The sequence below is a fragment of the Marinobacter alkaliphilus genome (genome assembly GCF_055394375.1).
Genome location: NZ_AP043751.1, coordinates 3,104,224 through 3,117,385, shown reverse-complemented (window position 1 = coordinate 3,117,385; position 13,162 = coordinate 3,104,224). Strand labels below are relative to the sequence as shown.

Genomic DNA, 13,162 nt, shown 5'->3' with positions numbered 1-13,162 from the left:
CACCATCTACTGGCGGCTGTCTAACCTCTACTTCTGGTTCTTCGCCCTCCTTGGAGGGCTTTTGCCTTATTGGTCCCTCTACCTGGAGGGCCAGGGCTTTTCCTATCTGCAAATCGCCACTCTGATGGCGACCATTCAGCTCACCAAGATTGTCGCGCCAAGCGTCTGGGGCTGGCTGGGGGATCGTTCCGGCCAGCGGGTGCGATTGGTCCGGTTTGGCGCCATTACCGGGTCGCTGTTCTTCGCCGGTGTGTTCATGGAACCCGGGTTCTATGGCCTGCTTCTGGTGATGCTGGCTTTTACCTTCTTCTGGAACGCGATCCTGCCACTTTACGAAGTGATTACCCTGCGGGCACTTGGCACGAGGAAAGACAAGTACGGCAAGGTTCGGCTCTGGGGCTCGGTGGGTTTTATCGGTGCCGTGGCTGTCGTGGGTGCCATTCTGGAGTGGGTTCCGATCAGTTATCTGCCCTGGCTGCTGTTGCCCGTCTTTGCAGGCATCGCCGTATCGGCGTTTCTGGTGCCTGCGGAGCGGGGCGAGCGTAAACCGCCGGCTCCGAAAGGCAGCCTGAAAGCCATCGTCACTCATCCTGCTGTTATTGCCTTCTTCCTGATGAACTTCCTGCTGCAGGTATCCCACGGTGCCTACTACACCTTCTTCAGCATTCATCTGGAACAACATGGATACGGCAAGCTGTCGATTGGCTTGCTCTGGTCACTGGGTGTGCTGGCGGAAATAGGACTGTTTCTGGTGATGCACCGGTTGTCGCATCGGTTCAGTGTGCGCCAGATTGTTATCGGGGCTCTGTTCCTGACCATGATTCGCTGGATACTCATTGCCGAACTGACCATGGTCGTGCCCATACTTATCTTCGCCCAGCTGCTTCACGCAGCGTCCTACGGTGCGTTGCATGCGATTTCTGTGCAATACATTCAGGGGTTCTTTGGCAAGCACCACCATGGCCAGGGGCAGGCCTTGTACAGCGGCCTGACCTTTGGTGCCGGCGGTGCCCTCGGCGCCTGGATGTCCGGTTTCCTGGTGGAAGGAATCAGTACCTCCGCGGCATTCTGGGGCGGTGCGTTCGCCATGGCCATCGCTATTGTCGTGACCTGGCGCGGTTTACAGCCAATGCCCGTGCCGGACGACCACTCTGGTCATTGATTAGCAGCCGATCTCTTCAGCCTCGACAATCTCAAGCAGTGCCCGGGCACCGTTGCTCAATTGCCGGCCACTCAGGGCCACCGCGCCAAGTACCCGGGAAACCGGGTGTCCAACGTCAAGTACCCGAAGACTGTTGTCCAGCATGCTCACCGGCAGCACACTCCAGCCCAGGCCGACACTGGTCATCATTTTGATGGTTTCCAGGTAGTTTGTGGGCATCAAGGGTTTCAGTGGCTGGTTCGCTTCCAGAAACAATCGGCTGACCACCCGGTAGGTCGCAGTACTGGTGTCCGGCAGCAGGGCCGGGTGTTGGGCAAGGTCTGCCAGCCGTGGGTGTTTCAGTTGTGCCAGCGGATGCTCCGCGCCAATGACAAAGGCCATCGGGTCTGGCCATTGCACCAGAATGCGGAATTCCGGGTTCATGCTGTCGCTGAGGGTGACGAACGCAATCTCGGCGTTACGCTTCTTCATCTGGTGGTAGGCGGCGTCGGATTCCATGAACTGAAGGTCCAGCGTTACTTGTGGGTATCCGCGGCGGTAGCGCCTGAGCCAGTTTGGCAGGTGGTGCAGGCCGATGTGGTGGCTGGCAATGAGCTGGAGCTCGCCTTCGATGGTGTCGGCGTTTGGGCTGAGGGCGAGGCGGGCGTTGTGTATTTCGTCGAGGATCTTGCGGGCGTGGGGCAGGAGTCTGGCGCCGGCTTCGGTGACGCGGATTTCCCGGTTGCTTCGGTCGATGAGTTTGGTGCCAAGCTGGGTTTCGAGGGCGGCGAGGCGTTTGCTGATGGCCGGTTGTGTCAGGTGGAGTGTTTCGGCGGCTTCTGAGAAGGAGCCCTGGTCGACTATGGTCAGGAAGGCTTTCAGGGAGTTTGCGTCCATTTTTGTTGTCCCGCCTCTGGTTGGGATAGGCCTTTGGTTCTGTGGCAGGTCCCGGCTTGCGGGGCACCTTTTCAAAAAACGCTACGAGCACATCCCTGTGCGCTTCGCTCCGGCCATCCATGGCCTACGAGATTTTTGGAAAGGTGCCCCGCAAGCCGGAACTCCAGCTTTGGGTTACAGCCGATCGATTCATTGGTTCTAAAGAAGCCCCGATTATTGTCCGGGGCGCGACTGGGCGGGAAGGCTTTTCAAAACCGTTGAGGGCCATGGACGGCCCGAAACGAGCCCACATGGACGTGCTTGTAGGCGGGTTTTGAAAAGCCTGACCTACCCAGTTGCGTCTTGCACTAAACAACCGGAATATTAAGCCCATAACCTAAAGGAATGCAAAGAATGAAAAACATGAATTGAGGTTATTCGGGGCGAAAGAGTAAGATAGGCGAACTGAGAGCATAAACAGAAACCCCCAGAGAGTGAGAGAGCAACCATGGCGGGCAAGACTTTATACGACAAGTTGTGGGACGACCATTTGGTCAAACAGCGGGACGATGGCTCTGCGTTGATCTACATCGACCGGCAGTTGCTGCACGAAGTGACATCGCCGCAGGCGTTTGAAGGTCTGCGCCTGGCCAACCGCAAGCCGTGGCGGATTGATGCCAACATCGCCACGCCGGATCATAACGTGCCGACTACCGATCGTGACAAAGGCATCGACGGCATTGTTGACCCGGTTTCCCGTACCCAGGTGGAGACTCTGGACAAGAACTGCGACGAGTTCGGGATTCTGGAATTCAAGATCAAAGACCAGCGCCAGGGCATCGTGCACGTGATCGGGCCGGAGCAGGGGGCAACCTTGCCGGGTATGAGCATTGTCTGTGGTGACTCCCACACCTCTACCCACGGCGCCTTTGGTTGCCTGGCTCATGGTATCGGTACGTCCGAAGTTGAGCACGTGTTGGCGACCCAGTGCCTGGTTCAGAAGAAAATGAAGAACATGCTGGTGAAGGTGAACGGCAAGCTTGGCGCGGGTGTGACCGGTAAGGATGTGGTTCTGGCCATCATCGGCAAGATCGGCACCGCTGGCGGTACCGGTTACGCCATCGAGTTCGGTGGTGAGGCGATTCGTGGCCTGAGCATGGAAGGCCGGATGACCATCTGCAACATGGCCATCGAAGGCGGTGCCCGCGTGGGCATGGTGGCGGTGGACGACATCACCATTGACTACGTGAAAGGCCGTCCGTTCTCGCCAAAAGGCGAAACGTGGGACAAGGCGGTTGAGTACTGGCGCACCTTGCACAGCGATGACGATGCGGTATTCGACAAGGTGGTTGAGCTGGACGGTGCCGCCATCAAGCCGCAAGTAAGCTGGGGTACGTCTCCGGAGATGGTGACCGGTGTTGATGGCAATGTGCCGGACCCGGCGAAGGAAGAAGACCCGATCAAGCGTGAAGGCATTGTTCGCGCGCTTAAATACATGGGGCTGCAGCCGAACCAGAAGATTACCGACATCCAGCTGGACCGGGTGTTTATCGGTTCCTGCACCAACAGCCGCATTGAAGACTTACGCGAAGCTGCGGCCGTGGTGAAAGGCCGCAAGGTGGCCGCCAGCCTGAAACAGGCGATGGTTGTGCCGGGTTCTGGTCTGGTGAAAGCCCAGGCAGAACAGGAAGGTCTGGACAAGATCTTCATCGAGGCGGGCCTGGAATGGCGTGATCCCGGTTGTTCCATGTGTCTGGCCATGAACGCCGACAAGCTGGGGCAGGGCGAGCATTGTGCGTCCACGTCCAATCGGAACTTCGAGGGCCGTCAGGGCTTTGGTGGGCGTACCCATCTGGTGAGCCCGGCGATGGCGGCGGCGGCAGCCGTGTCTGGCCATTTTGTTGATGTTCGTGAGTTGTTGAACTGATCCACAGGAGAGAGACCATGCGCGCATTTACGCAACACCAGGGTATTGTTGCCCCCATGGACCGGTCCAATGTGGATACGGACATGATCATTCCCAAGCAGTTTCTGAAGTCGATCAAGCGCACGGGCTTTGGCCCGAACCTGTTTGATGAGCTGCGTTACCTGGACGAAGGAAAGCCGGACCAGGATTGCTCTGGCCGCCCGCTGAACCCGGAATTTGTGCTCAACCAGGACCGCTACAAGAACGCCAGTGTGCTGCTGGCCCGCCGGAACTTTGGGTGTGGCTCCAGCCGTGAGCACGCGCCCTGGGCGTTGGATGACTTTGGTTTTCGGGTGATTATTGCCCCGAGCTTTGCTGATATTTTCTATAATAACTGCTTTAAGAACGGCTTGTTACCCATTGTTCTTGATGAAGAAATTGTTGATAAGTTGTTCCGTGAAACAGAGGCTAATGACGGTTATGAGTTAACGGTGGACCTGGAAGCTCAGACAGTAACGACCCCCTCTGGTGAGTCTTACAGTTTTGATGTCGATAATTTCCGTCGTCACTGTCTGCTCAATGGCCTTGATGATATCGGTGTGACCCTTGAAGATGCCGATGCCATTCGCGCCTACGAAGATGCTCGCCGCCAGACTGCCCCCTGGTTGTTTAACGCTGGAAACTGATAAACAAGGATTTTGATATGTCCCGTAATGTGTTGCTTCTGCCGGGTGACGGCATTGGTCCGGAGATTGTTGCTGAAGCGGAAAAGGTTCTGAACAAGGTCAATGATCAGTTCAATCTTGGCCTGACCTTCGACAAGGCTCTTGTGGGTGGTGCGGCGATCGATGCCACGGACTCACCGCTGCCGGACGAAACCCTGGAGAAGGCGCGCAATGCCGACGCCATTCTGCTGGGTGCCGTCGGCGGTCCTCAGTGGGATAGCCTGCCGATGGCCAAGCGCCCGGAGAAGGGCTTGCTGGGTTTGCGGTCCAACCTTCAGCTGTTCGCCAACCTGCGCCCTGCCATCCTGTATCAGCAATTGGCCTCCGCTTCTTCCCTGAAGCCGGAAGTGGTTTCTGGCCTGGATATCCTGATCGTGCGCGAGCTGACCGGCGGTATCTATTTTGGACAGCCCCGCGGTGTACGCGAGCTGGAGAATGGTGAACGCCAGGGCTACAACACCTATCAATACACTGAGTCCGAGATTCGCCGCATCGGCCGCGTCGCCTTTGAGGCAGCCCAACAGCGTGGCAAAAAGCTGTGCTCAGTAGACAAGGCCAACGTACTGGAAGTAACCGTGCTGTGGCGCGAAGTCATGGAAGATCTGAAGCGGGAATACCCGGATGTCGAGTTGTCCCACATGTACGTGGATAACGCCGCCATGCAGCTGGTGCGCGCACCCAAGCAATTCGATGTGATTGTGACTGGTAACATGTTTGGTGATATTCTTTCTGACGAAGCGGCTATGCTCACCGGCTCCATCGGCATGTTGCCGTCGGCGTCGCTGAACTCTGAAAAGCAGGGCATGTACGAGCCTTGCCACGGTTCGGCGCCGGATATTGCCGGGCAGGGCATTGCCAACCCGTTGGCCACCATCATCAGTGCAGCCATGATGCTGCGTTATAGCCTGAATGAGGAAAAAGCCGCAGAAGCGATTGAAGCGGCGGTCAGCAAGGTACTGGATCAGGGGCTGCGCACCGCAGACATCATGTCAGACGGTGGTAAGAAGGTTTCAACCCGGGAAATGGGTGAAGCTGTTCTCAATGCGCTTTGAGTCAGCCCTGATTCGCTAAACCGAGACCCGACAGTGGCGCGATGCTGCCACTGCGGGATCATCCATCCTGTCCCTGCCAGCGATAACGGTAGCGGGCGGGCATAATGTGAGGTTCAAAGGTCGCACATGAAGCGAGTTGGACTTGTAGGTTGGCGTGGCATGGTGGGCTCAGTCCTCATGCAGCGCATGCGTGAAGAAAACGATTTTGCCGACATCGATCCGGTGTTTTTTACCACTTCCCAGGCGGGCAAGCCGGCCCCGGACGTAGGCAAAGAAGGCGTTCCGCCACTCCAGGATGCCTTTGATATCGACATCCTGAAAGGCATGGACGTTATCCTGACCTGTCAGGGCGGGGATTACACCTCAGCCGTTTATCAGAAACTGCGTGATGCAGGCTGGGATGGCTACTGGATTGACGCGGCATCGTCCCTGCGGATGGTGGATCACTCCGTCATCGTGCTGGACCCGGTCAACCGCAACGTAATCGATGCCGCCCTGGATAAGGGCGTAAAAGATTACATTGGCGGTAACTGCACCGTGAGCCTGATGATGCTGGCCCTGGGTGGTCTGCTGGAGCAGGATTTGATTGAGTGGGTCTCTCCGATGACCTATCAGGCGGCTTCCGGTTCCGGTGCCCAGAACATGCGGGAACTGTTGAGCCAGATGGGCGCGTTGAATGAGAGCGTCAAGTCTGAGCTGGCCGATCCTTCCTCCGCCATCCTGGAAATCGACCGCAAGGTGACTGACACCATGCGTTCCGGTGATTTTCCCACCGAGCACTTCGGTGTGCCCCTGGCGGGCAGCCTGATTCCGTTTATCGACAAGCAGCTCGATAACGGCATGAGCAAGGAAGAGTGGAAGGCGGGCGTTGAGACCAACAAGATTCTTGGCCGCAGCGACAATCCGATTCCTATCGACGGCATCTGTGTTCGTATTGGCGCCATGCGCTCTCACAGCCAGGCGTTGACGATCAAGCTCAAGAAAGACCTGTCGGTTGCGGAAATCGAGGGTATCCTTGCCAAGGCCAACGACTGGGTGAAAGTCATCCCGAATGATCGTGATGCCACCATGCAGGAGCTCACACCGGCGAAAGTGACCGGCACCCTGAGTATCCCCATTGGGCGGATTCGCAAGTTGTCCATGGGGCCGGAATACATTTCTGCGTTTACCGTGGGTGACCAGTTGCTGTGGGGGGCCGCTGAGCCTCTGCGCCGCATGTTGCGGATTCTGCAGGAACGTTAAATAGTGTTACACAGTGGTAATTAATGCCAACTGTGTCCGGTTTTTCGTATGCCGGAGTGGGGCGGAGGCTGATTTCAGCGTCCGCCCCTGTTATTTTCAGGGCTGTTAAGGAGTTCCGCCCGATTGGTAAAAAAACGGTGCAAGGATTGCGGCTGATTGATTGATAAAAGAGGCTTTATCAACAATACTTGCCAAACTGAACGGTATAATTGCGATATAACAACGAGAACTAAAAAGACGGAAGTCATCCAACCTCGTCCGATTCTGTTGAGATACAGCAGTAAAGAATAACGGAGACTGGAAAGGAAAAAGCATGAAGGTACGCAAGCTTGCGGTTGCCATGGCGCTGGCGGGAGGGCTCGGTTCCGGTGTCGCTCAGGCGTTGGGGCTGGGGGAAATTGAACTGCAGTCCTGGCTGAATGAGCCCCTGGATGCGGAAATATCACTCCGTGAAAGTCGTGGCGTGGATCCCGGTGATGTATTTGTAAATGTTGCACCGGAAGCCGCTTATCAGCGGATTGGCATTGATCGCCACCAGTTTCTGAGCAGGCTGAGGTTTGAGGTGGTTACCGCTTCTGACGGCAGTCTCGTTGTTAACGTCTCTTCCCGGGAGCCACTCCGGGAACCTTACCTGAATTTTCTGTTGGAGCTGACCTGGCCTAATGGCCGACTGATGCGGGAATATTCGGTGCTGGTAGATCCACCAGTGTATGCCGAAGATTCCGGTGTTCAGGAGCAGGTGAGTGCTCCTTCGGCAGCGCCAGCAAGTCCAAGGCAGGCAGCGCCCCGTAGCCAGGAGTCTGTGCGTCGCCAGGCCCAGGCCGAGAGTTCACTTGCCCGGGGTTATCAGGCTGACACGTTCGGCCCGACCGGTCCATCAGACACACTCTGGACCATCGCCCAGCGTGTCCGCCCGGACAGCTCTGTGTCCATGCAGCAGGTTATGCTGGCCCTTCAGGACCAGAACCCGAATGCCTTCATCGGTGACAATATCAACCGTTTGAAGCGCGGTGAAGTCCTGCGAGTTCCGACTTTGGAACAGATTCGAAGCCGTAGTCAGGCGGAAGCCAACCGGGTGGTCGCGCAGCAGAATGAGGCGTTCCAGTCCCGCACGGTTGATGCCACCCGTACCGCAGAGGCTGAATCTGCCCCGGCGCCTACCCAGGCTGGTACTGCCGGCGATGAGTTGCGCCTGTTGGTAGCTGATGGTGAATCCCGAGACGTAACCGAGGGTGGCTCTGCTGGCGGTGACGGCGATTTGCCGGGCGGCAGCGACGTAGGCTCAGCGGTAGCAATGGAAGAACTGGAAGCCACGCGCCGCGAAAACGAAGAATTGAACAGCCGCCTGGCGGATCTTCAGGATCAGGTGTCCACCCTGCAGCGTCTGTTGGAGCTCAAGAACAGCCAACTTGCAGATTTGCAGGGTATGACGGCTGAAGAGGCAGCAGCAGATCAGCTCCCGGACGACGAGGCCGAAGAACTGTCGGCAGTTGACGGCGCTGACGAGGTCGCCGAGGACGATTCGGAAGCGCTCGAAGAGATGCCCGCAGCTGAGGGTGGCGAGCAGGCCGCAATGGATGAGCTGACAGACGACAGTGGCGTTGATGGCGCCGGTGAGGAAGTCGCGACTACCGAATCAGCGCAACCCGTCGATGAAGCGGCAGAGCAGGAAGCGGAAGAGACAGACGTGGCCGCCGCTCCGGCAGCAGAGCAGCCGAGCGAACAGCCTCGTCAGCCAACTCCTGTTGCCCCTCCCGCCGCGGAGAAGGGTTTCCCCGGCAATGTGATTGACGCCATTTCAAACAATCCGATGTACCAGATTGCCCTGGGTGGCGGTCTGGTTTTGCTGTTGCTGTTGCTTCTGCTGGTTGCACGCCGGAACGCCAATCGTGAAAAGGCATTCTACGATCAACTCAACAGCGAGGACGGTAGCGAAAGCGATTCGTTTGATCTGAGCCTGGAAGACGAAGCTGGCGATCAGCAAGAAGGCGCTGATGCCCTGGCCGAAGCCGACACCTACATTGCCTATGGTCGTCATGATCAGGCAGCACAGGTACTTGAAACCGCCATTTCCCGGGAGCCGAGCCGCACTGATCTCCGGTTGAAGCTGCTTGGGGTATACGCGGACAGTCAGGATCGTGATTCGTTCGAGAAACAGTACGGTGAAATTGAGGCCCTGGAAGACGAAGCTGCTATTGAGCAGGCAACGGTTCTCCGCGAGCGCCTTGAAGAAGCCGAGTCTATGCCAAGCATCGACGACCTTGAGTCGCAACTGCGGTCTGATTCCTTCAGTACTTCGGTGGCGACAGAGGAAGAGCTTGGTCAGGAAGACGAGTTACCGTCTGATGATGATTGGCAGCTGTCCGATGACCTGAAAGCAGACGAGTTTGAGGCCCGTCCCGAGCCTGAGCAGGAGAACGAGTTCGGAGAGCTGGAATCGGACGTCGAGAAGGAGGGTGATTCTCCCGACGATCTGATTGAATACGACCTTTCCGGTCTTGAGGTATCTGAAAAAGACGAATCCGCCGTCGACACCTCCGAAGAGCAGGATTTCTCTTCTCTCGAAATGGATCTTGAAGACTCGGGCGAGGCCAAAGCCGACGAAGAGGATCTGAGTTTCGATTTCGAGTCCGCACTTGAAGACGAAGCCACCGAAGAGCCGGCGGTTGAGGCAGCGGAAGAGGAGTCCCTGGATTTCGGACTGGAAGATGAGTCTGATAAAGCAGAACAGGTTGGCGGTGCGGAAGCCGATGAGGATGAATTGTCGGGCGACGTGGATGCCCTGGATGAGTCCTTCCTGGACGAGCTTGACGCCGAGCTGGACAAGGTTGCTGAGGAAGAAGGCGAGCCGGAAGGGTTAGACCTGGACGAGTCTACGCTGGACGACTTGGAGCTTGACGTGTCTGACGAAGATCTCGCCCTGATGGAAGAGTTCTCTGAGTCTGATGAGCAGCCCGCAGGTCCGGAACAGGAAGCCGCATCCCTGGATGAAGAGCTTGGTCTGGAAGACGCCTTCAGCAGCGAAGAACCGGCTGACTCAGAACCGCCAAGTGAACAGGCTCAGGAGGGTGAGCCCGGGGCTACTGAGCAGGAGGCTGATGCCATGGATGACGATCTGGTTCCGCTGGCGTCCGAATCGCTGGACGGAAAGCCGGAGCAAAGTTCCGCGCTTGATATCGATGAGGAGTCATTGGGCGAGGACGATGATTTCGATTTCCTTGCCGGGACTGACGAAGCAGCCACCAAACTTGATCTGGCCCGGGCCTACATCGAGATGGGGGACAGCGACGGAGCCCGTGATATCCTTGAAGAGGTCGCTCTGGAAGGAAACGACGAGCAAAAGGCGGAAGCTCAGGAGCTCCTTAAAAATCTTTCCTGATCCGTTATAATCTCGTGATATCGGCAACAGCGCCGGCCATAAGGCCGGCGCTTTGTTTTTCAGTGAACCCTTTTCGACGGACCAATCCTTGTTTCTCAATTCTCAGCCTTTGACCACAGATAATGCGATCGGTAACGGTCGGGTAGCCATTGCGTTTGAATACGACGGTCGCGGGTTTCATGGCTGGCAACTCCAGAAAAGTGGTGTCCGGTCAGTGGAGAGCGAGCTGGCCAGGGCCGTGTCCAGGGTTGCTGATCACCCGGTTGACCTGGTGTGCGCAGGGCGTACGGATGCCCGCGTTCATGCCAGCTTTCAGGTGGCCCATTTCGATACTCCCTCGGTGAGGAATCTCCGCTCCTGGGTCATGGGCATGAATACCGCCTTGCCGGATGATATTTCCGTGCACTGGGCGGGTAACGGGGTGGCAGATTTTCATGCACGTTTCTCGGCGGTTTATCGTCGCTACCGGTATGTTATTCTGAATCGTCCTGTCAGGCCCGGGATTCAGCGGGGGCAGGTGAGCTGGACCTTTCGGCCGCTTGACGTTGCCAGTATGCACAGGGCGGCTCAGGTGCTTGTCGGTGAACACGACTTCAGTTCGTTCCGGGCAGCCGGTTGTCAGTCCAGAACGCCGGTTCGTTATCTTGAGCGGATTTCGGTAACCCGAAAGGGCGACTATGTCGTAATAGATGTTCAGGCCAACGCTTTTCTACACCATATGGTGCGCAACATTGCCGGCGCCTTGATGGCCGTAGGGGCGGGCAAGCAGCCTGAACCATGGATTGGTGAGGTGTTGGCCAGCAAAGATCGCAAGTTGGCGGGTGTGACCGCACCACCGGACGGACTCTATCTTGTGGATGTTGGCTACCCGGATCAGTACGCAATACCGCGGGCTCTGTGCGGCCCCGGTTTCGTAAGTCCCTGGTTCACCGACGGTGAGAACGGTCCTATTGAGCCAACGCACATTCACCCCAAACAACCGGTGTCAGAAACATGACCACCCGTGTAAAAGTTTGCGGCTTGACCCGGCCCGAAGATATTGACGTCGCGGTAAGGTGCGGCGCAGATGCGATCGGTCTGGTGTTCTATGAGCCGAGCCCACGCTCGGTCACGGTTGAGCATGCCAGGGCGCTGGCGAATCGAATACCTGCCTTCGTCACGCTGACCGGTTTGTTTGTGAATCCGGATGTCCGGTTTGTCGAGAGTGTGCTGGATCAGGTTCCGCTGGATCTGTTGCAGTTCCACGGCGATGAATCCCCGGACGTCTGTGACAGCTTCGGACGCCGCTGGATCAAAGCGGTCAGGGTTCGCGAAGAGGGTCAGATAGAGAACGCCTTTGATGACTATCGCAAGGCCTCCGGCCTTCTGGTTGATGCCTGGGATCCGAATCGCTATGGGGGAACTGGGCAGTCCTTCAACTGGGCATTGATTCCTGAACACCGGCCGTTACCCCTGATATTGGCCGGTGGGTTGTCTTCTGCTAACGTAGCCCGCGCCATTGAAGAAGTCAGGCCCTGGGCTGTCGACGTAAGCGGAGGGGTGGAGCAGAGCAAGGGCAAGAAAGACGCCACCAAACTATCCGATTTTATGAAAGAGGTTCACCGTGTCTGTAAAACTGACTGAAGAGATGTTGAAGGCGCTTCCGGATGCGAAAGGTCACTTCGGTGCCTTCGGTGGCCGGTTTGTTTCTGAAACCCTGATGGACTCGTTGATGACGCTGGAGAAAGAGTATCTCCGGCTGAAAGATGATGCCGAATTCCAGGCCACTTTCGATAAAGACCTGGCGGACTATGTGGGGCGTCCCAGTCCATTGTATTTTGCCGAGCGACTGACCAGGGAAACCGGTGGTGCCCAGATCTGGCTGAAGCGTGAAGACCTCAACCATACCGGTGCTCATAAGGTGAACAACACCATTGGCCAGGCGCTTCTGGCCAGTTTCCTGGGCAAGAAACGAATTATTGCTGAAACCGGGGCCGGACAGCATGGTGTGGCAACCGCGACGGTCTGCGCGCGGCTTGGGCTTGAGTGCCATGTGTTCATGGGGGCGGAAGACGTCAAACGCCAGTCCCTCAACGTCTACCGGATGAAGCTCCTCGGGGCCACCGTGCATGCGGTCCAGAGCGGCACCAAAACCCTGAAAGATGCCATGAACGACGCCATGCGTGACTGGGTGGCCAATGTTGATGAAACCTTCTATATCATCGGTACCGTGGCCGGCCCGCATCCTTATCCACTGCTGGTTCGCGATTTCCAGTCGGTGATTGGTCGGGAAACCCGTCGCCAGGCCCTTGAGCAGGCGGGTAAACTGCCGGATGCGCTGGTAGCCTGTGTTGGTGGCGGCTCTAATGCCATCGGCATGTTCTATCCGTTCCTGTCTGATGAAAACGTTGAGCTTTATGGTGTTGAAGCAGGCGGCCTGGGTATCGAAACCGGTCAGCATGCCGCACCTTTGTGTGCCGGGCGCCCGGGGGTTCTTCACGGAAACCGAACGTACCTGATGGAAGACGAAAACGGCCAGATCGCAGCAACCCATTCGGTCAGCGCTGGCCTGGATTATCCGGGAGTAGGCCCAGAGCACTCCTGGTTGAAAGACATCGGTCGCGCCAATTATGTCTCGGTCACCGATGACGAAGCGCTGGATGGATTCCGTAAGCTGACCCGTGTTGAAGGTATTATGCCGGCGCTGGAAACCGCCCATGCGGTTGCCTACGGGCTTAAGCTGGCAGCAACCATGGGCAAGGACAAGATGATCGTGATCAATGTCTCCGGCCGTGGCGACAAGGATATTCACACCATTGCCCAGTTGGATGGCATTGAGATCTGAAGGTATCAGGAGCAGGC

At 57.2% G+C, this 13,162-nt stretch carries 10 protein-coding genes; 9 read left to right on the top strand and 1 reads right to left on the bottom strand.

Annotation, left to right across the window (positions count from 1 at the left end; translation table 11 throughout):
- The first annotated feature begins 61 nt into the window (after window positions 1-61).
- Window positions 62-1,162: an MFS transporter gene (locus ACZ5Q2_RS14250; protein WP_432209949.1), complete on the top strand. Its 1,101-nt coding sequence runs from the start codon at window positions 62-64 to the stop codon at window positions 1,160-1,162.
- On the opposite strand, the gene ACZ5Q2_RS14245 is transcribed toward ACZ5Q2_RS14250, so the two are convergent.
- Window positions 1,163-2,038, bottom strand: coding sequence for a LysR family transcriptional regulator (locus ACZ5Q2_RS14245; RefSeq protein WP_061331135.1), 876 nt, complete (start codon window positions 2,036-2,038; stop codon window positions 1,163-1,165).
- A gap of 487 nt (window positions 2,039-2,525) precedes the next feature.
- On the opposite strand from ACZ5Q2_RS14245, the gene leuC reads away from it, so the two are divergent.
- The 8 genes from leuC to trpB all read left to right on the top strand — a co-directional run bounded on the left by leuC (window position 2,526) and on the right by trpB (window position 13,145).
- Complete coding sequence (gene leuC, locus ACZ5Q2_RS14240) at window positions 2,526-3,944, top strand: 3-isopropylmalate dehydratase large subunit (RefSeq protein ID WP_061331137.1); 1,419 nt, start codon at window positions 2,526-2,528, stop codon at window positions 3,942-3,944.
- Window positions 3,945-3,961: 17 nt separating this feature from the next.
- Window positions 3,962-4,609 (top strand): 3-isopropylmalate dehydratase small subunit, encoded by a 648-nt coding sequence (leuD, locus tag ACZ5Q2_RS14235; RefSeq protein WP_061331138.1) that lies wholly within the window; start codon window positions 3,962-3,964, stop codon window positions 4,607-4,609.
- Between the two features lie 17 nt (window positions 4,610-4,626).
- Window positions 4,627-5,700 (top strand): 3-isopropylmalate dehydrogenase, encoded by a 1,074-nt coding sequence (gene leuB / locus ACZ5Q2_RS14230; RefSeq protein ID WP_061331139.1) that lies wholly within the window; start codon window positions 4,627-4,629, stop codon window positions 5,698-5,700.
- A gap of 126 nt (window positions 5,701-5,826) precedes the next feature.
- Window positions 5,827-6,942, top strand: a complete 1,116-nt coding sequence (asd, locus tag ACZ5Q2_RS14225; protein WP_061331140.1) for an aspartate-semialdehyde dehydrogenase — start codon at window positions 5,827-5,829, stop codon at window positions 6,940-6,942.
- A 313-nt stretch (window positions 6,943-7,255) separates the two neighbouring features.
- Complete coding sequence (locus tag ACZ5Q2_RS14220) at window positions 7,256-10,321, top strand: FimV/HubP family polar landmark protein (RefSeq protein ID WP_230713924.1); 3,066 nt, start codon at window positions 7,256-7,258, stop codon at window positions 10,319-10,321.
- Window positions 10,322-10,409: 88 nt separating this feature from the next.
- Window positions 10,410-11,318 (top strand): tRNA pseudouridine(38-40) synthase TruA, encoded by a 909-nt coding sequence (gene truA / locus ACZ5Q2_RS14215; protein WP_061331142.1) that lies wholly within the window; start codon window positions 10,410-10,412, stop codon window positions 11,316-11,318.
- Window positions 11,315-11,944 (top strand): phosphoribosylanthranilate isomerase, encoded by a 630-nt coding sequence (locus tag ACZ5Q2_RS14210; protein WP_061331143.1) that lies wholly within the window; start codon window positions 11,315-11,317, stop codon window positions 11,942-11,944. Before truA ends, ACZ5Q2_RS14210 begins: the two co-directional genes overlap by 4 nt.
- A complete protein-coding gene (gene trpB, locus ACZ5Q2_RS14205; RefSeq protein ID WP_432210709.1) occupies window positions 11,937-13,145 on the top strand; it encodes a tryptophan synthase subunit beta in 1,209 nt (402 codons plus the stop codon). Before ACZ5Q2_RS14210 ends, trpB begins: the two co-directional genes overlap by 8 nt.
- The last annotated feature ends 17 nt before the right edge of the window (window positions 13,146-13,162 follow it).

Bases quoted from the DNA above. Each gene is read 5' to 3' on its own strand.
- ACZ5Q2_RS14245 (WP_061331135.1), bottom strand. From the start codon at position 2,038: ATGGACGCAAACTCCCTGAAAGCCTTCCTGACCATAGTCGACCAGGGC.
- leuC (WP_061331137.1), top strand. From the start codon at position 2,526: ATGGCGGGCAAGACTTTATACGACAAGTTGTGGGACGACCATTTGGTC.
- leuD (WP_061331138.1), top strand. From the start codon at position 3,962: ATGCGCGCATTTACGCAACACCAGGGTATTGTTGCCCCCATGGACCGG.
- leuB (WP_061331139.1), top strand. From the start codon at position 4,627: ATGTCCCGTAATGTGTTGCTTCTGCCGGGTGACGGCATTGGTCCGGAG.
- asd (WP_061331140.1), top strand. From the start codon at position 5,827: ATGAAGCGAGTTGGACTTGTAGGTTGGCGTGGCATGGTGGGCTCAGTC.
- ACZ5Q2_RS14220 (WP_230713924.1), top strand. From the start codon at position 7,256: ATGAAGGTACGCAAGCTTGCGGTTGCCATGGCGCTGGCGGGAGGGCTC.
- ACZ5Q2_RS14210 (WP_061331143.1), top strand. From the start codon at position 11,315: ATGACCACCCGTGTAAAAGTTTGCGGCTTGACCCGGCCCGAAGATATT.